Origin of the sequence: Nocardiopsis sp. EMB25, from assembly GCF_026797795.1 — a bacterium.
Taxonomy (GTDB): Bacteria; Actinomycetota; Actinomycetes; order Streptosporangiales; family Streptosporangiaceae; genus Nocardiopsis; species Nocardiopsis lucentensis.
The window spans coordinates 5,131,165-5,157,337 of sequence record NZ_JAMTDN010000001.1 but is presented as its reverse complement, the minus strand read 5'-3'; the positions used below and the strand labels follow the sequence as shown (position 1 = coordinate 5,157,337).

25 protein-coding genes, 1 tRNA gene and 1 other RNA gene are annotated in these 26,173 nt (G+C 71.2%); 14 read left to right on the top strand and 13 right to left on the bottom strand.

Translation table 11 applies throughout. The features are described from left to right. Nucleotides 1–62: 62 nt before the first annotated feature. Nucleotides 63–1,478 (bottom strand): DUF6177 family protein, encoded by a 1,416-nt coding sequence (locus KIK06_RS22805; protein WP_268645018.1) that lies wholly within the window; start codon nt 1,476–1,478, stop codon nt 63–65. A gap of 173 nt (nt 1,479–1,651) precedes the next feature. Further along, on the bottom strand, nt 1,652–2,248 hold the full coding sequence (locus KIK06_RS22800) for a TetR/AcrR family transcriptional regulator (RefSeq protein WP_268645017.1): 597 nt from the start codon (nt 2,246–2,248) through the stop codon (nt 1,652–1,654). Nucleotides 2,249–2,337: 89 nt separating this feature from the next. Between KIK06_RS22800 and KIK06_RS22795 the strand changes: the two genes are divergently transcribed. Next, entirely contained in the window at nt 2,338–3,516 is a 1,179-nt protein-coding gene (locus KIK06_RS22795) for an FAD-dependent monooxygenase (protein WP_268645016.1), read from the top strand. 71 nt (nt 3,517–3,587) lie between these two features. Here KIK06_RS22795 and KIK06_RS22790 read toward each other — a convergent pair whose 3' ends face one another. Then, nucleotides 3,588–4,349 carry a phosphatase PAP2 family protein gene (locus KIK06_RS22790; RefSeq protein WP_017599049.1) on the bottom strand — a complete coding sequence of 254 codons (762 nt, stop codon included), beginning with the start codon at nt 4,347–4,349 and terminating at the stop codon, nt 3,588–3,590. A gap of 731 nt (nt 4,350–5,080) precedes the next feature. Here KIK06_RS22790 and KIK06_RS22785 point away from each other — a divergent pair. The 5 genes from KIK06_RS22785 (at nt 5,081) to KIK06_RS22765 (ending at nt 10,383) form a co-directional block, all read left to right on the top strand. Further along, nucleotides 5,081–5,764, top strand: coding sequence for a GntR family transcriptional regulator (locus tag KIK06_RS22785; RefSeq protein WP_017599048.1), 684 nt, complete (start codon nt 5,081–5,083; stop codon nt 5,762–5,764). A gap of 481 nt (nt 5,765–6,245) precedes the next feature. Next, nucleotides 6,246–7,352: a pyruvate dehydrogenase (acetyl-transferring) E1 component subunit alpha gene (pdhA, locus tag KIK06_RS22780; protein WP_268645015.1), complete on the top strand. Its 1,107-nt coding sequence runs from the start codon at nt 6,246–6,248 to the stop codon at nt 7,350–7,352. A gap of 15 nt (nt 7,353–7,367) precedes the next feature. Then, entirely contained in the window at nt 7,368–8,381 is a 1,014-nt protein-coding gene (locus KIK06_RS22775) for an alpha-ketoacid dehydrogenase subunit beta (protein ID WP_017599045.1), read from the top strand. 11 nt (nt 8,382–8,392) lie between these two features. Then, entirely contained in the window at nt 8,393–9,664 is a 1,272-nt protein-coding gene (locus KIK06_RS22770; protein ID WP_017599044.1) for a dihydrolipoamide acetyltransferase family protein, read from the top strand. Between the two features lie 155 nt (nt 9,665–9,819). Then, nucleotides 9,820–10,383, top strand: coding sequence for an HXXEE domain-containing protein (locus KIK06_RS22765; protein ID WP_268645014.1), 564 nt, complete (start codon nt 9,820–9,822; stop codon nt 10,381–10,383). Here KIK06_RS22765 and KIK06_RS22760 read toward each other — a convergent pair. Then, entirely contained in the window at nt 10,374–10,721 is a 348-nt protein-coding gene (locus KIK06_RS22760) for a PLDc N-terminal domain-containing protein (RefSeq protein WP_268645013.1), read from the bottom strand. The two genes, KIK06_RS22765 and KIK06_RS22760, sit on opposite strands and share 10 nt — an antisense overlap. Before the next feature lie 341 nt (nt 10,722–11,062). Here KIK06_RS22760 and KIK06_RS22755 point away from each other — a divergent pair, with 341 nt between their 5' ends. Next, a complete protein-coding gene (locus KIK06_RS22755; RefSeq protein WP_026127687.1) occupies nt 11,063–11,809 on the top strand; it encodes a GntR family transcriptional regulator in 747 nt (248 codons plus the stop codon). 103 nt (nt 11,810–11,912) lie between these two features. On the opposite strand, the gene KIK06_RS22750 is transcribed toward KIK06_RS22755, so the two are convergent. The 5 genes from KIK06_RS22750 to KIK06_RS22730 form a co-directional block, all read right to left on the bottom strand. After that, a complete protein-coding gene (locus tag KIK06_RS22750; protein ID WP_017599040.1) occupies nt 11,913–12,971 on the bottom strand; it encodes an aspartate-semialdehyde dehydrogenase in 1,059 nt (352 codons plus the stop codon). Further along, nucleotides 12,968–14,239 (bottom strand): aspartate kinase, encoded by a 1,272-nt coding sequence (locus KIK06_RS22745; protein WP_026127686.1) that lies wholly within the window; start codon nt 14,237–14,239, stop codon nt 12,968–12,970. Before KIK06_RS22745 ends, KIK06_RS22750 begins: the two co-directional genes overlap by 4 nt. Nucleotides 14,240–14,420: 181 nt before the next feature. Next, nucleotides 14,421–15,020 carry a recombination mediator RecR gene (gene recR / locus KIK06_RS22740; protein ID WP_017599038.1) on the bottom strand — a complete coding sequence of 200 codons (600 nt, stop codon included), beginning with the start codon at nt 15,018–15,020 and terminating at the stop codon, nt 14,421–14,423. A 292-nt stretch (nt 15,021–15,312) separates the two neighbouring features. Then, nucleotides 15,313–15,654: a YbaB/EbfC family nucleoid-associated protein gene (locus tag KIK06_RS22735; RefSeq protein WP_026127685.1), complete on the bottom strand. Its 342-nt coding sequence runs from the start codon at nt 15,652–15,654 to the stop codon at nt 15,313–15,315. 122 nt (nt 15,655–15,776) lie between these two features. After that, on the bottom strand, nt 15,777–16,121 hold the full coding sequence (locus tag KIK06_RS22730; protein ID WP_017599036.1) for a MerR family transcriptional regulator: 345 nt from the start codon (nt 16,119–16,121) through the stop codon (nt 15,777–15,779). Between the two features lie 72 nt (nt 16,122–16,193). Here KIK06_RS22730 and KIK06_RS22725 point away from each other — a divergent pair, with 72 nt between their 5' ends. Both KIK06_RS22725 and KIK06_RS22720 read left to right on the top strand, forming a co-directional pair. Then, nucleotides 16,194–17,399 carry an alkene reductase gene (locus tag KIK06_RS22725; protein ID WP_268645012.1) on the top strand — a complete coding sequence of 402 codons (1,206 nt, stop codon included), beginning with the start codon at nt 16,194–16,196 and terminating at the stop codon, nt 17,397–17,399. 105 nt (nt 17,400–17,504) lie between these two features. Further along, nucleotides 17,505–18,665, top strand: a complete 1,161-nt coding sequence (locus KIK06_RS22720; protein ID WP_268645011.1) for a methyltransferase domain-containing protein — start codon at nt 17,505–17,507, stop codon at nt 18,663–18,665. 87 nt (nt 18,666–18,752) lie between these two features. Here the strand turns inward: KIK06_RS22720 and KIK06_RS22715 are convergent, their stop codons facing one another. Continuing rightward, nucleotides 18,753–18,950, bottom strand: a complete 198-nt coding sequence (locus tag KIK06_RS22715; protein ID WP_268645010.1) for a DUF6243 family protein — start codon at nt 18,948–18,950, stop codon at nt 18,753–18,755. Between the two features lie 115 nt (nt 18,951–19,065). Here KIK06_RS22715 and KIK06_RS22710 point away from each other — a divergent pair, with 115 nt between their 5' ends. After that, the gene (locus KIK06_RS22710) at nt 19,066–19,680 is read left to right on the top strand and encodes a TetR/AcrR family transcriptional regulator (RefSeq protein WP_268645009.1); all 615 of its coding nucleotides are present in this window, start codon (nt 19,066–19,068) and stop codon (nt 19,678–19,680) included. A 96-nt stretch (nt 19,681–19,776) separates the two neighbouring features. Here the strand turns inward: KIK06_RS22710 and KIK06_RS22705 are convergent, their stop codons facing one another. Together KIK06_RS22705 and ffs are read right to left on the bottom strand one after the other, a co-directional pair. Next, a complete protein-coding gene (locus KIK06_RS22705) occupies nt 19,777–21,945 on the bottom strand; it encodes a DNA polymerase III subunit gamma and tau (protein WP_268645008.1) in 2,169 nt (722 codons plus the stop codon). 105 nt (nt 21,946–22,050) lie between these two features. After that, an RNA gene (gene ffs / locus KIK06_RS22700) (signal recognition particle sRNA small type) lies at nt 22,051–22,146 on the bottom strand. Between the two features lie 100 nt (nt 22,147–22,246). Between ffs and KIK06_RS22695 the strand changes: the two genes are divergently transcribed. Together KIK06_RS22695 and KIK06_RS22690 are read left to right on the top strand one after the other, a co-directional pair. Next, entirely contained in the window at nt 22,247–23,593 is a 1,347-nt protein-coding gene (locus tag KIK06_RS22695; RefSeq protein WP_017599030.1) for a DUF2252 domain-containing protein, read from the top strand. Between the two features lie 113 nt (nt 23,594–23,706). Next, a tRNA-Ser gene (locus tag KIK06_RS22690) sits at nt 23,707–23,794 on the top strand. Nucleotides 23,795–23,918: 124 nt separating this feature from the next. Here the strand turns inward: KIK06_RS22690 and KIK06_RS22685 are convergent. Next, on the bottom strand, nt 23,919–24,305 hold the full coding sequence (locus KIK06_RS22685; RefSeq protein ID WP_268645007.1) for a DUF1304 domain-containing protein: 387 nt from the start codon (nt 24,303–24,305) through the stop codon (nt 23,919–23,921). A 179-nt stretch (nt 24,306–24,484) separates the two neighbouring features. Here KIK06_RS22685 and KIK06_RS22680 point away from each other — a divergent pair, with 179 nt between their 5' ends. Together KIK06_RS22680 and KIK06_RS22675 are read left to right on the top strand one after the other, a co-directional pair. After that, the gene (locus KIK06_RS22680; RefSeq protein WP_268645006.1) at nt 24,485–25,129 is read left to right on the top strand and encodes a maleylpyruvate isomerase family mycothiol-dependent enzyme; all 645 of its coding nucleotides are present in this window, start codon (nt 24,485–24,487) and stop codon (nt 25,127–25,129) included. A 96-nt stretch (nt 25,130–25,225) separates the two neighbouring features. Next, entirely contained in the window at nt 25,226–26,170 is a 945-nt protein-coding gene (locus KIK06_RS22675) for an ABC transporter substrate-binding protein (RefSeq protein WP_268645005.1), read from the top strand. Nucleotides 26,171–26,173: the final 3 nt, after the last annotated feature.

Sequence of the window (26,173 nt, the reverse complement as noted above, 5' to 3'; positions counted from 1 at the left end):
TGCGACCGCCGACACGGGACAGGCCCCCAGAAGCGCGTGGGGTGGACCTTTCGTCGCCCGGTTCATCCTCGGCCGGCGGCGGCCAGGTGCGCGGTCTGGCGTTCGACCAGCGCCAACCCCTTGAGCGGGGCCCCCGCGTCGCCCAACACCGGGTACCAGACCGCCCGCCGCTCTCCCTCGCCCAGGACGGTGCCCCTGATCGGCCCCGCCTGGGCATAGCCGTGGCCGACCTCCGCGAAGCGCTCGGGGCCGATCGCGAACCCGACCTGGACGGCCGGTCCCGCCCATGTGGGTTCGAAGGTGGTGTCGCTCCGTCCCGCGAGGCGGCGCACCCGCAACCCGTCCAGCAGGTCCTCCCGCGCGAGCTCCTCCACCACCGAGGGGAGCGCCTCGAACGGGACGGCGTCCTCACCGGAGAAACCGATCACCACGGAGACCCTCTCCACGACGCCCCGCCCCCGCCGACGGACCTTGATCTGGCCGGAGAACGGGTGTCCGACGTCCAGAGGACCGGCGAAGGACAGGATCGCGGCCCGGGGTTCACGCCGGTGGACGAACTCGGTCAGCTGTTCCCGATCCCACGTCCTGACCGCGGGCTCGTGGGGACCCCACGCGGCTGGCGGGGTCCCCGCCAGCCGCTCGGCCAGGAGCTGCGCGGCGCACCCGAGACGCGGAGTGTCCTGAGCACGGTGGAACACGGACACGTCCACCACGAGCTGCACCCCGGAGGACTCGGACCCGTCCTCGACGAACCCCGGGACCGGTGCGGCGCCGGGTTCCCCCGCCCCCCAGTTCACCCCGAGCGGTTCCCTCTCCGGACGGAACCCGTCCTCCTCGTCCCAGTGCACCGGCAACCCGGTGACGCCGTCGTAGTGGCCGCCGTCCTCACCGCGTACCACCCACCGCCCCCACGGCCCGGTGAGGAGGGTCCGGGCCCCGTAGGTCAGCCGTGCCGTCGGCGGCGTGAGCACCTGGAGCGCCTTCTCCCCGCCACGTGTGGCCACCGCGTCGCTGAGCCAGGACGAGAACGGCACCACCTCCCGGTCCTGGGCGACCAGGAGCGCCCGGGTGGCGGTGCGCTCGACCGCCGGGTGCTCCGGCTCCTCCCACAGCCCGAAGTCGGCCGTCCCCGACGTCCACACCGCTCCCCCGAGCCGCAGCGCGAGCGCGTCCGCGAACCGGTGCGCCACCTCCCGCCCCGCCTCGTCGGGGCGGGCGCGTGTCTCCACCCACCAGAACTCCTCCGGCAGACCGGCGACGACGTCCGAACCGAGTAGACGCACGACGTCACCCTGTTCCTCCACCAGGCGACCGGGTTCGAGGGTGGCCAGGAGCCGCTCGGCCCCGTCCCGGATCTGCAGGACGTGGGTGTCCTCGTGCCGGTGGAGCCACAGGTCCGGGTCGACGTTCTGGAGGGCCTGGAGGATCGAGCGCTCGTCCGGCTTCCGGGCGACCAGCGCCACCACGTCGTAGCTCAACGGCACTCCTTACGGGGGTGAGGTGCACGAGGACCGGACCCGCTGACCGGGGCGCGCAGCGGATCACTGTTCGCGAAGGAGCATAGCCAAAGCGTCATCAACCCCCCGTCTGCCCCCATATCCCCACCACCGCACCCGACTCCCCGCTGTGGGCCCGCCTCCGGGCGTCCCGGCTACCCCGCGTCGGCCGGGTCGGCGTCGAGCAGCCCGTCGAGCACGGCGAGCGCCGTCGTCCGCAGTTCCTCCTCGCTCAGCGGCGACGCCGCGCCCACCCCGACCAGCGAGTCGAACAGCGTCCCCTCGGTCCAGCCGAGGAAGGCGCGTGTGTGCCGTCTCGGGGTGGGGGAACCCAGCGCGGCCATCAGCCCGTCGAGCGTGTCGCGGAACCGCTCGCCCAGCCGGTCGTAGACCTCGCGCAGCTCGGGGTTGCGCGCCGCCTCCAGGGCCAGCTCGTAGCGGGCCAGCGACCGCTTCCGGTCCCGGGTGACGGACGTCCGCACGAACAGGGCGGCCAGGCGCGCCGTCTCCTCCCGGCTCACGTCCGCGAGCCGCAGGAGCGGCACCGTGTCCTTCTCCTCCTGCTCGACCAGCCAGGTCAGGGCGGTCTCGATCAGCCTCTGCCGGGTGCGCGCGTGGTACGAGGTCGACCCCGGCGGCAGTCCGGCCGCCTCGTCCACGGCCCGGTGCGTGAGCCCGCGCAGCCCCCGGTCGGCGATCAGCTCCAGCGCGGTGGCGGCGATCAGCTCCACGCGCTCGGTCGGGTTCGGCACGTGCCGACCCCCCTTTCTCCCATCGTCTCTACACCTGTAGAGTAATGGCTCTACAGGTGTAGAGGACACGTGTGACAAGGGGAGGCGCCATGAGGAAGGCCGTGGTCATCGGGGGCGGCATCGGCGGTCTGACCGCCGCACGCGCACTACTGGTGCGCGGATGGGACGTCGAGGTCCTGGAGAGGAACGACCTCGCGCCGGTCGGCGCGGGCCTGGCGGTCGCGCCCAACGCCCTGCGCGCGCTGGACACCGTCGGCCTCGGCGACGCCGTGCGGGGGCGGGCGGCGATCGGCTCGGGCGGCATCCGCAGCTGGCGGGGCCGATGGCTCCTGCCGACCAACGTCGCCCAGGTACGCGAACGCTTCGGCGACAGCATCGCCGTGGTGGCCCGCGCGGACCTGATGGGCCTGCTGACCGGCGGGAGCGGCGCCCCGGTGGTCCACACGCGCACCCACGCGGCGCTCACCGACGCGGGCGGACCCGACCGCCCGGCCCGCGTCACCTCCGACGACGGCCGCGAGTGGACGGCCGACCTGGTCGTGGCCGCCGACGGCATCCGGTCCGCCACCCGCGCCACGCTGTTCCCCGCACACCCCGGCGCCGTCTACTCCGGCACCACCACCTGGCGCCTGATCACCGAGGGCGCCGACGTCTCGGTGGCCGTCGAGTCGTGGGGGCCTGAGGGGTCGGCCGGAATCATGCCGCTCGCCGACGGCCGCGTGTACGTGTACGCCATGAGCCGCGCCGCCGCGAACGAGCGCGCCGCCGACGAACGCGCCGAACTCCTCCGGCGCTTCGGCGACTGGCACGACCCGATCCCGGCCGTCCTGCGCCGGGCGGCCCCCGAGGCGGTGCTGCGCAACGACGTCTGGTACCTGGCCACCCCGCCGCCCGCCTACCACGGCGGCCGGGTCGCTCTGCTCGGCGACGCCGCGCACGCGATGACCCCGAACCTGGGGCAGGGCGCCTGCCAGGCGATCGAGGACGCCGCCGTCCTGGCCCACGCGGTCGGTGAGGGTTCCTCCGTCCCCGACGACCTGGCCGCCTACACCTCCGCCCGGCTCCCCCGGACCTCGGGCATGGTCCGCCGGTCCGCCGCCGTCGGGCGGATGTCGATGATCGGCAACCCGGTGGCGCGGACGGTGCGCGACAACGGGATCGCCCTCACCACCCGGCTCCTGCCCGGCCTGGTCCTCGGCGCCCTGGACACGACCTTCGGCTGGCGTCCGCCGACGGACGGGGCCCGCCCCGCGCGGTCCGGGGCCTGACACCCCGCACACGGAAACGGCGCCCGTCGGATCTCCTCCGACGGGCGCCGTTTCCGTGATCGTGGGGGCGCTCACACCCCGGTGTCGATCGGCGCCTTCCGGCCGTACCAGGGCCACCACTCGACCGTGCGGCCGTGCGGGAACATCCGGTCCAGCCGAATGGTCACCCGGAGCGCGAAACCGCCCGCGACCATCCCCGCCAGCAGGTCCGTGAACCAGTGGAAGTGCAGGTAGACGGAGACGGCCGACTGCAGCAGGGCGATGCCGACGATGCAGTACGCCAACCGGCGGATGATGTGTGGTCGGGCCGCCGCGAACCGGATGATGAGGAACAGCACCAGACCGTAGATGAGGATGGCGTTGGCCCCGTGACCGGAGGGGAAGGCCACGTTGCCCATCCCCTGGAAGAAGTCCGGGTCGAAGTTCTTGGCGTGGCCCCGGTTGAAGCCCAGCTTCATCACCGACACCAGGGACATCATGCCCACGACCCCGACCGCGCCCAGCACGATCGGCCGCCAGCTGCGGTGCCAGTACGCGAGTTGGAGCGCGGTCACGGCGAGCACCGGAAGCGCGACCGCACGCGAGGCGACCGTGTCGGGCCAGTAGATGAGCGGTTCGCGCAGTAAGTCCCAGTAGGGACGCGGCAACTCGTTGAGGAAGACGTCGACCGGGTGCATCGGCCCCGCGGCCAGCATCGTCATCACGATGAGCGCCACCGCGAGCATGATCGCGATCCGGTCCGAGGCCAGTCCCCACGCGATCTCGCTCACACTCGGCCACTTGACCGCGCGCACGACCGGCACCCCCGGGGCGATGCCCGAGGTGCGCACCACCGGAATGGGACCGCTGTACGGCCCCGGTGCGGGGGACCGCCGCTGCCTGTCGTGTGCCTTCGTCACGTGGATGGACCGTGCGTGCCGGGTCCGCGAAGAGTGCGTCATGTGCTCAGTGCTGTCTCTCGGGGGCTCGCCTTGGCGCTCCCGGAGCGCGGGGGACGGGCTAGCCGCGGTTGCTGGTACTGATCCTGACGTCCTCAGGGCCGACTCGGGGCTCGTCGCTCAGGACGGGGCCCTGCCCCGCCACCCCGTTCGACGGCCGAACCTTGGAACCGGTTCACTGCGTCGTGTCCCGGTCTCGGGCAGGTCCGGCGTCCAAGGAACAAACTGGACGACTGTGGCGCCTGTGGGTGCGCTACACCTGTCAATGTGGTCATCAGCGCAGGTCAAGGCGCTATCGTCGGGTCCTTCGCCCAGGCGTGGGTCACTCCCCGCCGGGACATGTGTGCATGTTGCCGACAGATGAGCCTACCTGGACACTTCCGCCCAAGATCGCCCCGGCTTGCCAACCACACCCCCTTTCACCACGGACTTTGCCCCATGCCCCAGCAACGGCCGGGCGTGGTTCACTCTCGAGAGACGCGTTCGTGACGTTTCCGTTAGACGTTCGATGCCCGTGGTCCGCTTGACCCGCACCGGTGTGGCACCCTTCTCAAGGAGCTTGTACGACGCTGAGCGGACGGGCCCGCGTGCCCGTGCGCGCGGACCGAGGAACGGAAGGGCCCTGGATGGTCGACCTCCCGCAGTTGCCGGATGATCCCTCGAAGCTGGCCCGTGAGCCGCTCCGGGAGCAGATCCGGCAGGTACTGGTCGAGGGGCTGCTGTCCGGCCGCTGGAAGCCCGGGGAGCGGATCGTGGAGCGCCGCGTCGCCACGGAGCTCAAGGTGAGCCAGGCCCCGGTCCGTGAGGCCCTGCGTGAACTGGAGACCCTGCGCCTCATCGAGACGGTGCCGAACAAGGGCGCCCGCGTGCGCGCGTTCGGGGTCCAGGACATGGCGGAGATCTACCCCGTCCGCGCCGGACTGGAGCTCGTCGCCGCCCGCCTCGCGGCGCCCCGCCTGGCCGCGGACCCGTCTCCGCTGGAGCGGGAGGTGGAGGCGCTCAAGCGGGCCACCGCCCAGGGCGACGTCTCCGAGCAGATCCGGCACAGCGTGGAGTTCCATCGCGAGATCGTGCGCGCCGCCGACAACAGTGTGCTCCTGCACACGTGGGAGTCGCTCGGCGTGGAGGTGTGGACCGCCCTGTCCGTGCGCTGGCTGGACATGGAGCTGCACGCCAAGGCGGCCGACCACGACCAGATCACGCGCGCCTTCCGCGAGGGCGACCCGTCGGTGGGCGAGATGGTGAGCGACCACGTCCTCAACTACGTGGAGGCCGCCCTCAAGACCCACGGTGACGCCGTGGGCCACTGACCGGCCCCGGGGCCGCCTCCCCCGGACCGGGGTGACCTGCCCTTTCGCACCAAAGTTCGGAGATCTGCCGTAAAGTCGTATTGATCGATCATCGATCAGTCCGTAGAGTGTGCGCGACACACGTCACACGCACGTGTCCCACGGGCGCACGGTGTCGTTCATCCGGCCGGTGAACGAACCCGGGTGACCACGGGCCGCCGAGCCGACCGCCGGGGGATGCATAGGGCACCCCAGACCGGGAAGCAATGCGGTCAAGGGTCCGGGCGACAACTGCACACGAGACCCCACCATCGCTTCGCGTCCGGGGACGACGAGCCACGGTCCCCCGAACGCGCCCCGCGACAGCCACAAGAGCGCCGCCGCCGAATGAGCCCGGCGGCGGCGCACGCCACGGTCACGCCCGACAGCGGGCCACGGCGGGCCTCGCGCTCCGGCCCACAGGCCTGGGCGACAGGCCTTCTCGTACGTAGAAAGGCACACCATGGCTGACACGGCCAAGCCGAAGGGCGGCGCCGCCAGGTCCTCCGGATCCCGGCGGCGGGCCCGCAAGGACACCTCCCCGAGCCTCTCCAACGAGAGCCCCGACACCCTCCTCGACTACTACCGCCGGATGGTCTTCGTCCGACGCTTCGAGGAGCGGACCGCCCAGGCGTACACCCAGGCCAGGATCGGCGGCTACTGCCACCTGAACCTGGGCGAGGAGGCCACGGTCGTCGGCCTGATGACCGCCCTGAAGGAGACCGACTACCTCTTCACGAACTACCGCGACCACGGGTACGCGATCGAGAAGGGGATGGACCCCAAGCGGGTCATGGCCGAGCTCTACGGACGCAGCGACGGCGTGTCCAAGGGCTGGGGCGGCTCCATGCACATGTACGACACCGAGTCCCGCATGCTCGGCGGCTACGGCATCGTCGGCGGTCAGCTGCCGCTGGCCACGGGCGCCGCGCTGGCCGTCTCCTACAAGGGCGGCGACGAGGTCGTCATGTGCCAGATGGGCGACGGCACCACCAACATCGGCGCCTGGCACGAGTCCCTCAACATCGCCAAGCTGTGGAACCTGCCGATCGTCTTCGTGGTGATCAACAACTTCACCGGCATGGGCACCACCGTCGAGATGTCCTCGGCCGAGCCCGAGCTGTACAAGCGCGGCGCCGCCTTCCAGATCGAGGGTGAGCGCGTGGACGGCCGCGACGTGCTGGCCGTGCGCGACGCCGCCGCCCGCCTCGTGGAGCGCGCCCGCGAGGAGCAGACCCCGTTCCTCCTGGAGGCGTGGAGCTACCGGCAGAAGGGCCACTCGGTCGTCGACCCGGCCAAGTACCGCACGGACGAGCAGCGTGAGACGGCGCGAGCCCAGGAGAACGACCCGATCGCCCTGTTCGACGCCAAGCTCACCAAGGCCGGCATCCTGAACGACGAGATCCGCGACGAGATCGCCGCCGCGGTCAAGTCCGAGGTCACCGAGGCCGCCGACTTCGCCGAGAAGAGCCCCAAGCCCGACGTCTCGACGCTCTTCGACTACACCTACGCCACCCCGGTTCCGAACGAGTCGCGGCGCATGCCCGCCGACCCGGTGTTCGCGGAGTAGAGAAGGAACCAGCACATGTCTGTCATCACGTACCGCCAGGCTCTGCGGGACACCCTTCGCGCCGAGATGCTCCGCGACGAGGACGTCCTCGTCATGGGCGAGGAGATCGGCGTCTTCGAGGGCTCCTACAAGATCACCGAGGGGCTGCTCAAGGAGTTCGGCCCCCGCCGGGTCAAGGACACCCCGATCGCCGAGGAGGGCTTCGTCGGCGCCGCCATCGGCGCCGCCATGCTCGGCCTGCGTCCGGTCGTCGAGCTCATGACGATCAACTTCTCGCTGATCGCCATCGACCAGATCATCAACCACGCCGCCAAGATCTACGGCATGTTCGGCGGCCAGACCAGCGTGCCCATGGTCATCCGCACCCCCGGTGGCGGCGGCCAGCAGCTCGGTGCGACGCACTCGCAGAACATCGAGCTGTTCTACTCCTTCATCCCGGGTCTGAAGGTGCTCGCTCCGAGCACGCCCGCGGAGGCCTCCGCCATGCTCCGCGCGGCCATCCGCGACGACGACCCGGTCCTCTTCCTGGAGAACCTCGGCCTGTACAACTCCAAGGGCGAGGTGCCCGAGGACTACGCCGAGGCCGACAACGACGACGTCGCCACGATCGGCCGTGCCGCGGTGACCCGCGAGGGGAGCGACATCACCCTCATCGGCTACTCCCGCATGGCGATGGTGGCCACCCAGGTCGCGGAGAAGCTGGCCGAGGAGGACATCAGCGTCGAGGTGGTCGACCTGCGCAGCCTGCGTCCGCTCGACCGCCAGACGTTCGTGGACTCGGTCAAGAAGACCGGCGCGGCGGTGATCTGCGAGGACGACTGGCTGACCTACGGGATCGGCGCGGAGATCACCGCGTCCATCCAGGAAGGCGCCTTCGACTACCTGGACGCCCCGGTCCGGCGTGTGGCCATGGCGGAGGTTCCCATGCCCTACGCCAAGCCGCTGGAGACGGCGGCCCTGCCCTCCGTCGAGTCGATCAGCACCGCCATCAAGGAGACCCTGAGCGCCGTCGGCAAGCGGGTCGGGTAGAGGAGTTTTCCATGAGCAACATCGAGATGCCGCGCCTCTCCGACACCATGGAAGAGGGCGTGATCAGCACCTGGGTCAAGAAGGTGGGCGACAAGGTCGCCTCCGGTGACGTCCTGGTCGAGATCGAGACCGACAAGGCCGTCATGGAGTACGAGGCCTACGAGGACGGCTTCCTGGTGAAGCAGACCGTGTCCGAGGGCGACACGGTGCCGATCGGCGAGGTCATCGGTGTGATCGCCGACAGCCCCGACGCCGTCCCGGAGGAGTCCGCTCCGGCCGCCCCGGCCCCCGCCGCGGAGGAGAAGGCCGAGGAGAAGGAGGAGGCCCCGGCCGCCGCGCCCGCGGCCGAGCCGAGCGCCCCGGCCGCCCCGGCCGGTGGCGGCGAGCGTCCGCGCACCTCCCCGCTGGCCCGCCGGCTGGCCAAGGAGTACGGCCTGGACATCACGAAGATCCAGGGCTCCGGACCCAAGGGCCGGATCGTGCGCGCCGACATCGAGGCGGCCGCCAAGGCCGGAGTCCCCGAGGCCCCGGCCGCCGCTCCGGAGAAGGCCGCCCCGGCCGCCGCCCCGCAGGCCCCGGCCTTCGAGGACGGGCGGGACTCCGAGGAGCTCAAGGTCAGCAACATGCGCAAGGTGATCGCGCGCCGCCTGACCGAGAGCAAGCAGCAGGTTCCGCACTTCTACCTGCGCCGCACGATCGACGCCGAGGCGCTCAAGGCCTTCCGCGCCCAGATCAACGAGCAGCTGTCGAGCACGGGCGTGAAGGTCAGCTTCAACGACCTCATCGTCAAGGCCTGCGCGACCGCGCTCAAGCTGCACCCGGCGGTCAACACCTCGTGGGTGGACGACAAGCTGCTCCAGCACCACCGGGTCAACGTCGGCGTGGCCGTCGCCGTGGACGCGGGCCTGGTCGTGCCGGTCCTGCACGACACGGACAAGGCGACGCTGTCGGAGATCTCCACCCGTACGCGTGAGCTGGCGGGCAAGGCGCGCGACAACAAGCTCAAGCCGCAGGAGATGAGCGGCGGCACGTTCAGCGTGTCCAACCTGGGCATGTTCGGCGTGGACAGCTTCTCCGCCGTCATCAACCCGCCGGAGGCGGCGATCCTCGCGGTCGGCGCGATGAAGCAGGAGGCCGTGGTCGTGGACGGCGAGGTCGCCGTGCGCAACCGCATCTCCCTGGAGCTGTCGGTGGACCACCGCGCGGTGGACGGTGCCGTGGGTGCCGCCTTCCTGAAGGACCTCGCGGAGATCCTGGAAGAGCCCATGCGGATCATCCTGTAACACTCCAGTCCCACGACGCCCCGGCCGGATCCTGCACCCCGGCCGGGGCGTTCGTGTGCCCGGACACCCGTGGCGGGACTCGCCGACCGGCGCCGCCCGGGGCGTCGTCCACACCCTGTGGACGACGGGAGTAGGGTGCGTGGCGGGAGGCACGGATGAGTCGTTGGAGAACCCGCACCGCCGAGCCCGCCGGGGTTCCCGCCACCGTGACGTGGGGACTGCTGGGCGCGTGGCTCGTCCACGACGCGGAGGAACTGGTGATGATCCCCGGCTGGTCAAGCAGGGCACGCCCCCGCCTGGAGCGGAACCTGCCGTGGGTCCCGGGCCGGGTCTGGGACGGCCTCGACGTCTCTCCCCGGCGCAACGCGACCGCGATCGCCCTGATGGGGGTGCTCATGGCCGCGGCCTCCGCCGACGGTGCGAGGACCGGCGGGCGGAGCGGCTTCTACCAGGCGGCGCTGGTCGGTTTCGGACTGCACTCGGCCACGCACGTCGCCCAGTCCGCGGTCACGCGCGGTTACACGCCGGGGGTGGCCACCGCGCCGCTGGTGGTGGCGCCGTTCTCCCTCTGGGCGTGGCGACGGCTGCGCCGCGCGGGCGTGGCGGGAACGCGCCCGCCGGTCGGGCCCGCGCTGGCCCTCCTCCCGGCCGCGCTGGCCGGGGTGCACGGACTCGCCGCCCTCGTCGACCGGTCGCGGTGGCGGCGCGCTCAGGCGTGACCAAGCCCCTCCTGGTTGTTCACCGAGACGTTGCTGTGCTGCCCGACACTGGGCGTGGAGTGCCGCGCGCGTTCCTTGGAGATGCCGAGAAACCGGTTCAGGTGCCCCTTGCGGCCCACGACGAACCAGGCCACGGAGCCGAGCAGGGGCCACCAGACCTCGAGGATGATCCACAGGAGCTTGCCCCCGGCGGTCGTGTCCTTGTGCATCAGGGTGGAGATGACCGCCGCGACGAGCAGCACCAAGAGGGCCAGACCGATAATGAGGACGATCACCCCGACGATCCCGGTCGCCCAGGTGTAGGCGGTGTCCGTGGTGTCCGCGAGGTACGTGAACATGACTCTCCCAACATGCAGTGGTACCACCAACACGAAGAGTAATCACTTGTGGTGTTCACTCCCCGACATTCCATGGCATTCGGGCGTTTCCCCGACCGCGCCGCGCGCTTCCGAATCCACGGCCCACGGACACCCGGAACCGACTACTTTCGGGTAGCGCCCCCCACCTGCGCTTTCCACTGCTTTACTGGGGACATGGGCGAGCTTCGGCGAACTGGCAGGTCCACTCCCTCCACCCGGCCTGACGCGGGTCTCCACCTACCGGCCCGACCCTCGGCACCCCCGTGGGAACACAGAGCGCACCGGGCGACGGGAGGCCGCACCACCGGGATCGAGTGACCGTGGTCAGGCAGCCCCGGTACCTCTGGTTGGCCGAACAGCTCCGCGAACCGATCCTGCGCGGCGAGATGTCCCCCGGCGCCAGGTTGCCCTCCCGGACACGGCTGGCGCGCACCTACCGCGTCAGCGAACAGATCTCCCGTACCGCGCTCCGTCTCCTGGTCACCGAAGGGCTGGTCGAGGCCCGGCCCGGCTCCGGGTACTTCGTCCGCGACGTCCCCGAGATGTTCCGACTGTGCCGCACCGACGCCGACTCCGGCTCCGGTCTGGGACAACTCAGCCGGGAGACGCTCCGCACGGAGCAGGAACGGTGCGAGGAGCCGCTGAGCGCCCGGCTCCGGCTGCGCGAGGGCGACCCGGTGTACCGCACCACCTCACGCGGCCTGTCGGCACACGTGCCGATCGCTCTACACCTGTCCTGGGAGCCCGCCGCCCTCACGGCGGGCACCCTGCGCACGCCCTTCGACGCCGACCCCGACCTGGGCCTGCTCGACCGGCTCAGCTCCGCGGGCCATCCCGTCGACCGGGTGGTCGAGGAGGTGGCCGTGCGCTCGCTGCGCGACTCCGAGGCCAGCCTCCTCGGGTGCGCGCCGGGGCTGCCCGTCCTGATCATCGAGCGCACGCACTACAGCGGCGGCCGTCCCGTGGAGACCTCCGACCTCATCGGCGCGGCGGAGCAGTGTCGACTTCTCTACAAGTTGTCCCTCGCCCGTCCGCGCCGCTCCGGCGACCCACGCGGACGGATCTGACCCCGAACGGTCGACGGCGGCAGGACGACGGCGCCCCCGAACAGACGGCGGTGGCCCGCTCCCACGCACGGGAGCGGGCCACCGCCGTCATCGGACCCGGGCGTCAGCCGGTGAACTCCTGGGCGACGACCTCGGCGATCTGCGCGGTGTTCAGCGCGGCGCCCTTGCGCAGGTTGTCCCCGCACAGGAAGAGGTCGAGCGACTTCGGGTCGTCCAGCGACTGGCGGATGCGGCCGACCCAGGTCGGGTCGGTGCCCACGACGTCGGCCGGGGTCGGGAACTCACCCTTGGCCGGGTCGTCCTGGACCACGACGCCCTCGGCGGAACCGAGCAGCTCGCGGGCGGCGTCGGCGGTGACCTCCTGGGAGAAGGTCGCGTGCACGGCCAGCGAGTGGGTGGTGATCACCGGAACGCGGACGCAGGTCGCGGAGACGCGCAGGTCGGGCAGGCCCAGGATCTTGCGGGACTCGTTGCGGACCTTCAGCTCCTCCGAGGCCCAGCCGTCCTCCTTGAGCGAACCCGCCCACGGCACGACGTTGTAGGCCAGCGGCGCCGGGAACGGGCCGAGCTCGCCGACGGCGGCGCGCACGTCACCGGCCTTCTCGGCGATGCCGCGGTCCGCGCTGACCTTGGCCATCTGGTCGCGCAGGGTGTCGATGCCCTCCTGGCCCGCGCCGGACGCGGCCTGGTAGGAGGAGACCACGAGGTCGGTGACACCGAAGGCGCGGTGCAGCGCGCCGATCGCGACGATCATCGACAGCGTGGTGCAGTTGGGGTTGCTGATGATGCCGCGCGGGCGGTTGCGGACCTGGTCCGCGTTGACCTCGGGCACCACGAGCGGAACGTCGGCGTCCATGCGGAAGGCGCCGGAGTTGTCGACGGCGACCGCGCCGCGGGCGGCCGCGATCGGCGCCCATTCCTTGGAGACCTCGTCGGGGACGTCGAACATGGCGACGTCCACCCCGTCGAAGACCTCGGGCGCCAGGGCCTGCACGACGACGTCCTCACCGCGCACCCGCAGCACCTTGCCCGCGCTGCGCGGGGAGGCGACCAGGCGGATCTCGCCCCAGACGTTCTCCCGCTGGGTGAGGATGTCGAGCATGACGGTGCCGACGGCGCCGGTCGCGCCGACGATGGCCAGAGTGGGAAGACGGTTGCTCATCGGCCGGTACCTCCGTAGACGACAGCCTCGACCTGGTCGGCGTCGAGCTGGAACTCACTGTGGGCGGCCTGGACGGCCGCGTCGATCTGGGACTCCTCGACGATGACCGAGATGCGGATCTCCGAGGTGGAGATCATCTCGACGTTGGTCCCGGAGCCCGCGACCGCGTCGAAGAAGCGGGCGGTGACGCCCGGGTAGGAGCGCATGCCGGCACCGATCAGCGAGACCTTGCCGATCTTGTCGTCGTAGCGCAGGGCCTCGAAGCCGACCTTCTCCTGCACCTTCTTGAGGGAGGAGACGGCGACCTTGCCCGACTCCTTCGGGACGGTGAAGGAGATGTCGGTGCGGGAGGTGGAGACCGCCGACACGTTCTGCACGATCATGTCGATGTTGATCTCGGCGTCGGCGAGCGCCTTGAAGATCGTGGCGGCCTCGCCCACCTTGTCCGGGACTCCGACGACGGTGATCTTGGCTTCGCTCCGGTCGTGGGAGACCCCGGAGATGATCGGCTGTTCCATGCCTTCGCTTTCCTCGACTTCCGAAACGACCCAGGTTCCGGGCTTCTGGCTGAACGACGAGCGGACGTGCAGGGGGATGTTGTAACGCCGCGCGTACTCCACGCACCGCAGGTGCAGGATCTTGGTCCCGCAGGCGGCCATCTCCAGCATCTCCTCGTAGGAGACCTGCGGGATGCGCCGGGCGGAGGGGACGATGCGCGGGTCGGCGGTGAAGACCCCGTCCACGTCGCTGTAGATCTCGCAGGCGTCGGCCTCCAGGGCCGCGGCCAGCGCGACCGCCGTGGTGTCGGAACCGCCGCGTCCCAGGGAGGTGATGTCCTTGGTGTCCTGGGAGACGCCCTGGAACCCGGCCACGATGCAGATCGCGCCCTCGTCCACGGCCTCCTGGATACGGCCCGGGGTCACGTCGATGATCTTCGCGTTGCCGTGCAACGACGTGGTGATGACACCGGCCTGCGAACCGGTGAAGGACCGGGCCTCGTACCCCAGGTTCTCGATGGCCATCGCCACGAGGGCCATGGACATGCGCTCACCCGCGGTGACGAGCATGTCGAGCTCGCGCGCCGGGGGCATCGGGGAGACCTGTTCGGCCAGGTCCAGCAGTTCGTCGGTCGTGTCGCCCATGGCAGACACGACGACGACGACGTCATATCCCGCCTTTTTCTGAGCGACGATCCGCTGGGCTACTCGCTTGATGGCTTCCGCGTCAGCCACGGAAGACCCACCGTACTTCTGCACGATTAGGGCCACGATCGATGCTCCTGAGGAGTTGGGATCAAGTCAACAGACAATTGGAGTGTAGCCAGCCACGCCTCTCATACCCCGTCCGACCTGCGGCGGGAGCGCGTGGCGACTTGACACACCAGCACTCGGGCTTACCCCGAGAAACGGAGGTTACTCGTGTTTCGGACAGATTACGGCCGAGTGTGAGCTAGAACTCCAGGCTGCGACGGCCCTCGAAGGCACGTCCCAGCGTCACCTCGTCGGCGTACTCCAGGTCGCCGCCGACCGGCAGGCCACTGGCCAGACGAGTCACCTTGAGACCCATCGGTTTGACCAACCGCGCCAGATAGGTCGCGGTGGCCTCCCCTTCCAGGTTGGGGTCGGTCGCCAGGATCAGTTCGGTGACCTGGCCGTCCGCCAGACGGGTCATGAGTTCCTTGACGCGCAGGTCGTCGGGGCCGACACCCTCGATGGGGCTGATCGCGCCGCCCAGCACGTGGTAGCGCCCGCGGAACTCGCGGGTGCGCTCGATGGCGACGACGTCCTTGGACTCCTCGACGACGCAGATGACCGCGGCGTCGCGGCGCGCGTCACGGCAGATACGGCACTGCTCCTCCTCGGCGACGTTGCCGCACACGGAGCAGAAGCGCACCTTCTCCTTCACCTCGACCAACGCGTTGACGAGGCGTTTGACGTCCGCGTTCTCCGCGGACAGGACGTGGAAGGCGATACGCTGCGCGCTTTTCGGACCGACGCCGGGCAGCCGCCCGAGCTCGTCGATCAGATTCTGCACCGCGCCTTCGTACATCGCCTACCCACTCGGTCGGACCGAAGCTGCGGGGCGGTCCGTCACCCCTCCCGTCCACCGTATCCGGCGCGGCGGCCTGCCGCGTACACGGCGAGGCCCCCGCTCGGTCGTGCAGGTGACCTGGAGGCGCTCGTCCAGGGGGTTCCCGTTCGGGCGCCGCCAGGGTTCTGCAAGACGCAGGCAAGCCGCGGGCGAGGAACGAGCGTCAGGCGCAGCCGAGGGTGAAGAATCCCTGGCCGTTCGGGCGCCCGAACCCGGGCCGAAGCGAAGCGGAGGCCCCAAGAAACACCGCCTACATCCCCGGCAGACCGGGCATCCCGCCGGGCATCCCGCCCATGCCCTGGGTGAGCGGACCCATCTTCTCCTGCTGGAGCCGCTCGACCTGGGCCTCGGCGTCGCGGATGGCCGCGAGGACCAGGTCGGCGACGGTCTGCGCCGTCTCGTCGGCGTCGGAGGGGTCCACGGCCTTGGGGTCGACGGTGATGTCCTCGACCTGGCCGCGTCCGTTCAGCTTGACCTTGACCAGGCCACCGCCGGAGGTGCCCTCGACCTCGGCCTCGTCGAGCGCCTGCTGTGCCTCGACCAGCTGCTGCTGCATCTGCTGGGCCTGCTGGAGCAGGGCCTGCATGTCCATTCCGCCAGGGTTCACGGCCGTCTCCTCGCCGCACTCGTGGTGCTGGGTGTCGCTTGTCATGTCACTCTCGCTGCGAGACTAACCGGTCGTCCCCGCCGATACCGCCGCTCCCGGCGGAGACCTCACGTGTGGTCGTCGATCACGGTGTCGAGCGTCGCGAGGGTGCGCTGGAGCCGGTCGACGGAGGCCTTGATCCGCTCACGCTCCTCGCGAAGGTTGTCGAGGAGGTCGGGGGCGGGGTCGCCGCGCTCCTGAGCGTAGATGCAGGGAAGCAGCTCGTAGATGGTGCCGCTGCTCAGGCCCGCCGCGAACAGGCACTGGATGCGTTCGACGCGTTCGAGCGCGAGCGGCCCGTACTCGCGGTGCCCGCCCGCGGTGCGCCGGGAGGCCAGCAGCCCCTGTTCCTCGTAGTAGCGCAGCGACCTGGGACTGACCCCGGAGCGCCGCGCCAGCTCGCCGATCCGCATCACGCCTCCGCAATGTGATGTGCACCACAAATAGTTGAAGCTGACATTGATGTCAAATTCTAGCCTCGTCCCATGAACACGACGACGACGGCGGACGCCGCCACCACGCGCCCGGCCACGACCGACCACCCGCTGCTCACCCCGCACGCGCTCCCCGCGCTGACCCTGCCGAACCGGGTCGTCATGGCGCCGATGACCCGGCTGCGCGCCGACCGGAACGGCGTCCCCCAGCCGCTCATGGCCACCTACTACACCCAGCGCTCCGGCGCGGGGCTCATCGTCTCCGAGGGCATCGCCCCGAGCCTGACCGGCCAGCAGTTCCTCACCCAGCCGGGCCTGTTCACCGAGGAGCAGGTCGCCGGGTGGCGGGCGGTCACCGACGCCGTGCACGCGGGACCCGGCGGCGGGCGACGGGCGGAGGCCGCGCCGAGGACGTCCACGGGGGGTCGGATCTTCGCCCAGATCATGCACGCCGGGCGCAACGGGCACCCCGCCAACCGCCCGGACGGCGGCACCCCGCTGGCCCCCTCGGCGGTCCCACGCACCGACCTGGTCCACACCCCCGACGGCAAGGTCGCACCGGTCGCGCCACGGGCGATGACGCTCGACGAGGTGCGCGCCGCCGTCACCGACCACGCCGAGGCCGCCCGCGCCGCGATCCGCGCCGGGTTCGACGGGGTGGAGATCCACGGGGCCAACAGCTACCTGCCGCACCAGTTCCTCGCCGACAACACCAACCTGCGCACCGACCGGTACGGCGGCGACGTCGCCGGGCGTATCCGGTTCGCCGTCGAGGTGGTCGAGGCGGTGGCCGACGCGGTCGGCGCCGACCGCGTCGGGCTGAGGATCTCCCCCGGGAACCCGGAGTTCGAGATGGTCGAGCACGACCCGGCCCCCGTCTACCGGGAGCTCCTGGCCGCGATCGACCCGCTGGGCCTGGCCTACCTGCACGTCACCGACAACCCCGACTACCCGGCCCTGGACGATCTCCGCCCCCGCTGGAGCTCCACTCTGGTGGGCAACACCGGTGAGCACGAGGAGACCACCCCCGAGAGCGCGAAGCGCCTGGTCCGCGAGGGCCGCGCCGACCTGGTGTCCGTGGGCCGCCCCTACATCTCCAACCCCGACGCGGTCGAGCGAATCGCCGCCGGGGTGCCGTGGGTGCCCATCCGGGAGAGGGAGTTCCACTACACGTCCGGCCCCCGGGGGTACGTCGACTACCCCCCGCACGACGAGGAGCGGGCCCGTGAGCAGGGCACACTCGGAATCGAAGAGTAGCCTTGGCGTCACTGTCGGTTGAACGAGTGCCCTGCGGGGCACAAACGTCCCGTTGGTGTCCCGACGGCACCACCGGCATCACCGACAGTCACGGGGGACGACGTGTTGACCGCCAGGGAGCGCCACGCGGCTCTGATCGAGGCGATGATCGCGGACGGCACACTGACCGATCCCGCGCTCATCGACACCTTCCGCGCCGTCCCCCGGCACCGTTACATCCCGGAGTCCGGTGCCCTGACCCACCACGGAACCCCGCTCAACGCCGTCAACAACCCCGAGCTGTGGCTCGCCGCCGTCTACACCGACGACGCGATCGGCACGCGGGTCGAGGGGGTCGGCCTGCCGAGGCAGCGGGGCGAGACCGCCTCGGAACCGCGTTCGACGCCGCCGAGGGTGGCCACCTCCTCCAGCTCCGCGCCGACGGTCCTGGCGCGGATGCTGGAGTTGGCCGAGCTCGCCAACGGTCAGCACGTGCTGGAGATCGGGACCGGGACCGGCTGGAACACCGCGCTGCTCGCCCACCGCCTGGGCGACTCCGCGGTCACCAGCGTGGAGATCGACGCGCGTGTGGCGGCGACCGCGCGTGGGACGCTGCACGCCGAGGGCTACTCCCCGTCCGTCGAGCACGCCGACGGATACGGGGGATGGCCGTCCGGCGCCCCCTACGACCGGATCACGTCCACCTGCGGGGTCCGCCGGGTGCCCCCCGCCTGGACGCGGCAGACCCGGGCGGGCGGACTGATCGTCTGCCCCTGGGGACTGTTGGAGGGCGCCGGGGTGATCGTCCGCCTGGAGCGCGCGGAGGACGGGTCCGTGACCGGGACCTTCCACGGAGGGGTGGGGTTCGTGTCCTTGCGCACACCGGGCCCCTCCGCGCCCCCCGTGCGGGACTCGGGGCAGCAGCCGGACGAGTACCGGCTCACCCAGACCGACCCCCTGGCTCCGCTCACGGCGTTCACCTCGGCGTTCGCGCTGTCCGTCCTGGTGCCCGACTGGCGGGTCCGGCGGAGGTGGATCGGCACGGGATCGGGTGTCTGGGTGTGCGACCACTCGGGGGAGTCGTGGGTGCGCGTCTACCCCTACGGCACGTCGTGGATGATCGAGCAGGGCGGTCCGCGGAGCATCTGGGACGAGTTCGAGGACGCGCTGGCGCAGTGGGAGCGGCTGGACCGGCCGGAACCGGAGCGTTTCGGGCTGTCGGTGGACGCCGAGGACGGCCACCGGGTGTGGCTGGACTCTCCCGACGGGCCCGGATGGACCGTGTGACCGACCGGGTCGCCGACGACTCCGGGACCGCGCGTTCCCGGAGACCGTCCTGGCGATTCCGGCGGCCCCGCGGCGACGACCCCATGGTCAGTCCCGGTGCCCGTCCTCCTCCGACCGAGCCCTCTCGTTCTTCTCCCGAAGCTTGCGCAGGAGTTCGTCCCTGTTCTGGCGGGCGTCGGCGCTGGGTCCGCTCGGACCACCCTTGCCTCCGCCCTTGAGCGCCCCACGCGAGACCGTGTTGCGCTGGCCGCCCAGCCCGAGAAGGTTGTCGCTGTTCCTGGCCATGGGTGCCTCCTCTCCCTCACGGCGGAACGCGGGGTCCCGCCTCCGTGGTCGGTCCACAGGAGCGTAACCAAAACAAGACGAGACGTCTCGTTCTTTTTCCCGTTACCGTGAAAGCATGGACGCACCCACGAACGGACCCCGGGAGAGGCGGGCACCGAACCCCCAGCGCCGCAGCGAACGCGCGCACCGCGCCATCCTCGACGCCACCGCCGAACTCGTCGGCGAGGTCGGATACGCGAAGCTGACCATGGAGGCGATCGCCGCCAGGGCGAAGGTCGGCAAACAGACCATCTACCGTTGGTGGCCCTCCAAGGCAGCCGTGGTCCTGGACGTCTTCGAGCGGCGTACCGGAACCCCCGGCGACCCGCTTCCGGACACGGGTGACCTGGCCGCGGACCTGCGTACGGTCCTGTACGCCACGGTCGACGAGTTCACCGACCCCGAGACCGACCGCGTCGCCCGCGCGTTCACCGCGGAGATCCAACACGACCCCGACCTCGCCGCGACCGTCACCGAACGGCTCACACGGCCCAACAACGAGGCGTTCCGGGAACGGCTGCGCGCGGCACGAGACGCCGGACAGCTTGACCCGGACATCGGCCTGGACCTCGCGTTGGAACTGCTCACCGGGCCGATCACGCAGCGGTGGCTGACGCGCACCGCGCCGCTCACCCACGCCTACGTGGACGAACTCCTGGCCGCGGCGCTGCGCGCCCTCGGCCCGCGTTGACGGAGGGCGCCCGCGACCGGACGCGAAGGGTCCGTCGCGGACCGCCCGCCGAGGGCGCCCCGCTCCACCGCGCGGCGGTCTCCGTGCGGTGGAGCGCTACTCGGCGGGAGCCTCGTGCTCGATCTCGTCGATGACACGACCCCCGAGCTCGGACTCGATGAGTGCGGCGCCACCCGCGGACGGAGCCGCCGACGGCCCACCGCCCGGCTCCGAGCCGCCGGCGGTGGGTTGTTCGGCCCGTGACCGGGCGGGCGCCGGCTCCGGACGCCGCTCGGGTTCCGGGGAGGTGGCCATGGGCTCGGGCGGAGGCGCGGCCGACGCGTCCTCGAACGGGTCCGGCGGCGGCTCCTGGAGGCCGGTGACGATCTTGTCCGGCGGCGGACCGGCGGGAGCGGCCGCTTCGTGCGCGGGAGCGGGCACCGGGGACACGGAGTCCTCCACCGGGGCGGGCTCGGGGCGGGCGGACTGTGGCGCGGGCGGGTCCCATCCGGTCGGCTCGACCGGACGGGGAGCGGGCTCCGGACGCCGGGCGGACGAAGCCCCCGGCCCCGACCCCGCCGCCGCCACGCGCACCTCGGTGCCGAGGACCTGCTGGATCGCGGCGGCGACCACCTGGTCGCTGCCGCTGTTGGCGAACCCCTTGGCCTCGTTCGGACGGTTGAAGGCCAGCAGGACGGTGTTGCCCTCCGTCCCGACCGGGCGGACGTCACTGCCGGTCAGGACCATCCACGTGAACCTGCGGCGGCCCTTGACCGCCTCCAGGATCTGCCCCCAGGCGCCTTGGACGCGCCCCAGGTCGAGTGCTCCGCCGGAGCTTTGCGGAGCGGAGGCGGGTCGCGGCGCGGGATCGGGCGCGGACCGGCGCGGCGGTTCGGACCACCCGTCGGACCCCCCGGTCGCACGGGGGGCGGGTTCGGGCGCGCTCGGCCGGGCCGGGCTCACCGGCGCCGGGGAGTCACGGGGGGTCGGATCGGGCTGGGGCGCGGGGCGCGCGGGCGCCGGTTCCGGAGCGGCCTGCGGCATCGCCGGAGCCACCTGGGCCGCCGGAGCGTCCTGCGGCATCACCGGAGCGGCCTGCGTCGCGGCGGGCGCCACGGCCCCCGAGGCGATCCGGCGCTCCATCTGCTCCAGGCGCGCCGCCAGGGCCGAACCGTCAGCCCCGTCGGTCCCCGGCAGCAGGACCCGCGAGCACATGAGCTCCAGCAGCAGGCGCGGGGCGGTGGCGCCGCGCATGTCGGTCAGCCCCTGGTTGAGGATCTCGGCGGCCCGGGTGAGCTCGGCCGGGCCCAGACGGGCGGCCTGTTCCCGCATCCGCTCGGCCGCCTCGGGGTCGGCGTTGACCAGACCCTTGTCCAAGGCGTCCGGGACGGCCGCCAGGATGACCAGGTCGCGGAAGCGCTCCAGCAGGTCCGTCGTGAAGCGGCGGGGGTCGTGTCCGCCCTCGACCACGCGGTCGATGAGCGAGAAGACGGCCGACCCGTCGCGGGCTCCGAGCGCGTCGACCATGTCGCCGAGCAGGCTGGAGTCCGTGTACCCGAGCAGGGACACGGCGCCCTCGCGGGTGATGCCCTCCTCGCCCGAACCTGCGATGAGCTGGTCGAGCACGGAGAGGCCGTCCCGGGCGGAACCGGCGCCGGCCCGCACGACCAACGGCAGCGCGGCCGGGTCGTAGACGATGCCCTCCTCCTTGAGCAGGTCCTCGAACAGGTCCTTGAGGGTGCTCGGCGGGATGAGTCGGAAGGGGTAGTGGTGGGTGCGCGACCGGATCGTCCCGATGACCTTCTCGGGCTCGGTCGTGGCGAACACGAACTTCAGGTGCGGCGGGGGCTCCTCGACGAGTTTGAGCAGCGCGTTGAAGCCCTCGCGGGTCACCATGTGCGCCTCGTCGATGATGTAGATCTTGTAGCGCGAGCTGACCGGGGCGAAGAAGGCGCGTTCACGCAGGTCGCGGGCGTCGTCGACACCACCGTGGGAGGCGGCGTCGATCTCGATGACGTCGATGCTGCCGCCACCGTCGGGGGCGAGGGCCACGCAGGAGTCGCACGTGCCGCACGGATCGGGGGTGGGGCCCTCGGCGCAGTTCAGGGAACGGGCCAGGATGCGGGCGCTGGTCGTCTTCCCGCAGCCGCGCGGGCCGCTGAAGAGGTAGGCGTGGTTGATCCGGCCGCTGCGCAGCGCCTGGCGCAGCGGATCGGTCACGTGCTCCTGTCCGCGCACCTCACCGAACGTCGCCGGACGGTACTTGCGGTACAGCGCGATGCTCACGGTGTGATCACTCCCCTGGTCCCTGCCACGGGTCCATTCAACCCGCACGCGGCGACAACTCGGACGGGATCGTGGAAACCGGGGGGTTCGTCCGGACCCGGGAAAGACAAGGACCCCCCGCGCACCCGCCAGAGCCTACTTATCCTTGCTGCCTTCCGGCCCTGGGGAGGTTCATAGGATGACGCCGCACGAGGGGTCTGCCTCGAGTGTATCCGAACCCCCGAGTGCCCCGGCAACCCGTCGGCACGAGGGCACGGAAACGGCCGCGGAAGGGAACCCCCCGGACTTTCCGGACGTCTTCATGGACATGTTCGACCCCACAGCCCCCACCGACCACTCCCCGGAGCGCCGCGACCTCATCGTCGACACTCTGGAGACCGCCTTCTCCGAGCTGATGGCCGCGGCCCCGGCCGCCTTCCGCGTCAAGTTCCGCAAGATGGCGGCCAACCCGTTCGCCTTCTACCGGGGCAGCGCCGCCCTCTTCTACGCCGACGTCGCCGCCATGGCCGACCCGTGGGCGGACGACCGCACCTCGCGGGTGTGGATCCAGGGCGACCTGCACGCCGAGAACTTCGGGACCTACATGGACTCGACCGGGCGGCTGGTCTTCGACGTCAACGACTTCGACGAGGCCTACCTCGGCCACTTCACCTGGGACGTTCTGCGCCTCGTGGCCAGCATCGGCCTGCTGGGCTGGCAGAAGGCCCTGTCCGACGACGACATCGGCGCCCTGGTGGGGCGCTACGTCCGCGCCTACACCGACCAGGTCCGCGAGTTCGCGACCCAGGGCGGCGACTCCGCCTTCTCCCTCAAGCTGGGCAACACCGACGGCACGGTGCACGACGTGCTCCAGGAGGCGCGGCTCAACAGCCGCGCGGCGATGCTGACGTCCAGGACCGAGCGCCACGGATACGAGCGCAGGTTCCGCGAGGGGCCCCGCGTGCGCCGCCTGGACGACGAGGAGCGGGAGAAGGCCCTCGCCGCGTACGACGCCTACCTGGCCACCATCCCCGAGGACCTGCGGTTCACGTCCCTGAACTACCGGGTCAAGGACGTCGTGGGCAGCGGCGGCTTCGGTATCGGCTCCGCGGGCCTGCCCGCCTACTCGCTGCTCATCGAGGGGCAGTCGGAGGCATGGGACAACGACATCATCCTGTCCATGAAGCAGGGCAACGTGGCCGCGCCGTCGCGCGTGGTGACCGACCGGCGCATCATGGCGGCCTTCGAGCACCACGGACACCGGACCGCCGTGTCCCAGCGAGCCCTCCAGGCGCACGCCGACCCGCTCCTGGGCCACACCGAGCTCGACGGCGCGGGCTTCGTGGTGAGTGAGATCTCGCCCTACACCAACGACCTCGACTGGGGCGGACTCACCGAGCCCTCGGAGATCGCCCCCGTGCTGGACTATCTGGGCCGTGCGACCGCGAAGACGCACTGCGTGTCCGACGCCCACGCGGACACCACCCTGGTGAGCGGTGAGACCGAGGAGGCCGTCATGGCGGTGCTCGACGGCCACGAGGAGGAGTTCGCGGCGTGGTGCACGGACTTCGCGCACGCCTACGCCGCCCAGGCGCGGGCCGACCACTCGCTGTTCGTCGACGCCTTCCGCAACAACGCCATCAGCGGTGTGCGGTCCAGCCAGGCCTGACGCGGGGCTCCACTCCGGCGCGACTCCAGGCCCTCCGAAAGGCCTCTCCCCTACCGGACGACCACGGAGAAACCCGTTCGGAGCACACCCCGACAGCATGTAGAGTTGTTCGCGGAGGATTCGCCTAGTGGCCTAGGGCGCACGATTGGAAATCGTGTTGGGAGCAATCCCTCAGGGGTTCAAATCCCCTATCCTCCGCCAGAAAGAGGCTCTGGTCCACGGTGACGTGGGCCAGGGCCTCTTCTCGTTCCGCCACTCGGCAGCACCTGGCGACGTGGCTGTGACCCGTCACCGCACGAAGCCGGTCAGCACGCCTCGGCGGTCCTCACACGAGGATCCCGACCGTCAGCAGCACCACGCCGGCCAGAGGCGGGACGAGTTGGATGAGGGCGGGCCGCAGCTTGTCCCGCGAGGAGGCCGCGAGCACGGTTCCGGCCAGCACCATCGACCCCGCCCCCGCGTAGACCAGCGCGGTCCCGGCCCCGGTGACGCCGGCGAGGACCAGCGCGGTCCCCACGAACACCGCGACCGCGAGGAACAGGTTGTAGAAACCCTGGTTGAACGCGAGTTCGCGCGTCGCCCGGGCCTCCTGCTCCGTCGTCCCGAACACCGCGCGCCCGCGCCGGGAGGTCCACAGGAACGACTCCAGGACGAAGATGTACACGTGGATGAGGGCGCCCAGGACGGCGAACACCAGGCCGGCGATGATCATGAGGGGGATCCTACGCTCTCGGCTCGTGGCCGCCGCGAAGCGGCTCACCGCTCCCGTTGGGAGCGCTCCGCGCCCTTCTCCCGCCCTGCTCGATCGCTCCGCCGTTCTTGACGCCCCCCGGCGACTCTGACTGCCTGGAGAGGCTGACGCGCTTTCGTCACCGCGGTGAGAGGAGCACGATGGAACACGAGGACTACTGGCGGTTCATCGAGGCCGAGCGGCGCGGCATCGCCGACCTGCTCGACGGGCTGAGCGAGGAGCGGTTGGACGGTCCGTCGCTGTGCGCGGACTGGCGGATTCGCGACGTGGCCGCCCACCTCGCCTGCGTGACCGAACCGTCCACCCCGCTCCACGAGGCGGGGTCCGCGGTGAGCGACGGGGAGAGCTTCCACGAACTCAACCGCACCTCCGCGGTCGACTTCGCCGACGAACTGGGCTCCGGTCTGGCCGACTTCATACGCGAACGGGCCGGGTCACGGCTCCTCCCCGCGCTGACCGACCACCGCAACACGCTGTTCGACGTCCTCGTGCACGGCCAGGACATCGCGGTCCCCCTCGGCATCCCCCGGACGATGCCCGTCGAGGCCGCCCGGGCCGCCGCCGACCAGGTCTGGGCCATCGGTTTCCCGTTCTCGGCGCGCGAGCGGTTGCGGGGACTGCGGCTCACCGCGGAGGACACGGACTGGACGGTGGGAGAGGGAACCGAGGTGCGCGGCCCCATGCAGGCCCTGCTCATGACCCTCACCGGACGCACCGTCTGCCTCGACCGGTTGACGGGGCCCGGCGCGCCGGAGGTCGCGGACCGGCACCCCGTACACGGGTGACCGGACACCGATATGTCAGAGTTTGTTAGGTTAGGCATAGCTAAGTGAGTCTCGCTTGCGCTGCCCCGCCTTCCCCTGACGAACGGAAGACCCCTGATGAGCCTGCCCAGAACCAGCCACACCTCCCTCCGACCACTCGCGTGGGTGTCCCTTCCGGTCGCCGCCACCCTGGCGCTCACCGGCTGCGGCGGCGGTGGACAGGACGGGACCGGGGAGGCGGAAGCATCCGAGACCCGCGCGGTCGAACACGCCCGGGGCGAGTCCGAGGTCCCGGTGGACCCGCGGCGTGTGGTGGTTCTCGAACCAGTGCAGCTGGACACCTCGGTCGCTCTGGGCGTGATCCCGGTCGGCACCACGGTGCTCAACGAGGCCGCCGGTGTGCCTGGGTACCTGGGCGAGGAGGCCGCCGGCATCGAGTCGGTCGGCACCGTTCCCGAGCCCAACCTGGAGCGGATCGCCGCCCTGGAGCCAGACCTCATCCTCGGCACCGAGACGCGGCACTCGGCGCTCTACGACCAGCTGGCCTCGATCGCGCCGACCGTGTTCATGGCGTCGCAGGCCGATCCGTGGGCGGAGAACGTGCAGCTGGTCGCCCGTGCCCTCGGTGACGAAGAGGGTGCCACCACGCTTCTCGACGACTACGAGGAGCGCTGCGCCGAAGTCGCCGAGACCCACGGGACCGAGGACAGCACCGCCCAGCTCATCCGCCCCCGCGACGAGGTCCTCACCCTCTACGGCCCCACGTCCTTCGCGGGCAGCACCCTGGAGTGCGCCGGTTTCACCACGCCCGAGCACGACTGGGAGGACATCTCGCTCGACATCTCCCCCGAGCGGGTCCTCGACGCGCAGGCCGACCTGGTGCTCGTCACCGCCACCGACGTGGACGCACCCGACGCCGTCCCCGACGCGATCCGCGACAACGGGGACGCGTTCCCCGAACTGCACGTGGTGGACCGGTCGTTCTGGATCACCGGTGTCGGCCCGCTCGGCGGTATGACGGTGCTCGACGACATCGACCGCATCCTCTCCGCCGCCGAGTAGGCG

Coding starts and splice junctions, on each gene's coding strand:
- KIK06_RS22770 (WP_017599044.1), top strand. CDS start 8,393: ATGAGCAACATCGAGATGCCGCGCCTCTCCGACACCATGGAAGAGGGC.
- KIK06_RS22685 (WP_268645007.1), bottom strand. CDS start 24,305: ATGATCATCGCCGGCCTGGTGTTCGCCGTCCTGGGCGCCCTCATCCAC.
- KIK06_RS22675 (WP_268645005.1), top strand. CDS start 25,226: ATGAGCCTGCCCAGAACCAGCCACACCTCCCTCCGACCACTCGCGTGG.
- KIK06_RS22710 (WP_268645009.1), top strand. CDS start 19,066: ATGGACGCACCCACGAACGGACCCCGGGAGAGGCGGGCACCGAACCCC.
- pdhA (WP_268645015.1), top strand. CDS start 6,246: ATGGCTGACACGGCCAAGCCGAAGGGCGGCGCCGCCAGGTCCTCCGGA.
- KIK06_RS22730 (WP_017599036.1), bottom strand. CDS start 16,121: ATGCGGATCGGCGAGCTGGCGCGGCGCTCCGGGGTCAGTCCCAGGTCG.
- KIK06_RS22695 (WP_017599030.1), top strand. CDS start 22,247: ATGGACATGTTCGACCCCACAGCCCCCACCGACCACTCCCCGGAGCGC.
- KIK06_RS22735 (WP_026127685.1), bottom strand. CDS start 15,654: ATGGACATGCAGGCCCTGCTCCAGCAGGCCCAGCAGATGCAGCAGCAG.
- KIK06_RS22775 (WP_017599045.1), top strand. CDS start 7,368: ATGTCTGTCATCACGTACCGCCAGGCTCTGCGGGACACCCTTCGCGCC.
- KIK06_RS22795 (WP_268645016.1), top strand. CDS start 2,338: ATGAGGAAGGCCGTGGTCATCGGGGGCGGCATCGGCGGTCTGACCGCC.
- KIK06_RS22680 (WP_268645006.1), top strand. CDS start 24,485: ATGGAACACGAGGACTACTGGCGGTTCATCGAGGCCGAGCGGCGCGGC.
- KIK06_RS22715 (WP_268645010.1), bottom strand. CDS start 18,950: ATGGCCAGGAACAGCGACAACCTTCTCGGGCTGGGCGGCCAGCGCAAC.
- recR (WP_017599038.1), bottom strand. CDS start 15,020: ATGTACGAAGGCGCGGTGCAGAATCTGATCGACGAGCTCGGGCGGCTG.
- KIK06_RS22750 (WP_017599040.1), bottom strand. CDS start 12,971: ATGAGCAACCGTCTTCCCACTCTGGCCATCGTCGGCGCGACCGGCGCC.
- KIK06_RS22785 (WP_017599048.1), top strand. CDS start 5,081: ATGGTCGACCTCCCGCAGTTGCCGGATGATCCCTCGAAGCTGGCCCGT.
- KIK06_RS22725 (WP_268645012.1), top strand. CDS start 16,194: ATGAACACGACGACGACGGCGGACGCCGCCACCACGCGCCCGGCCACG.
- KIK06_RS22760 (WP_268645013.1), bottom strand. CDS start 10,721: ATGTTCACGTACCTCGCGGACACCACGGACACCGCCTACACCTGGGCG.
- KIK06_RS22765 (WP_268645014.1), top strand. CDS start 9,820: ATGAGTCGTTGGAGAACCCGCACCGCCGAGCCCGCCGGGGTTCCCGCC.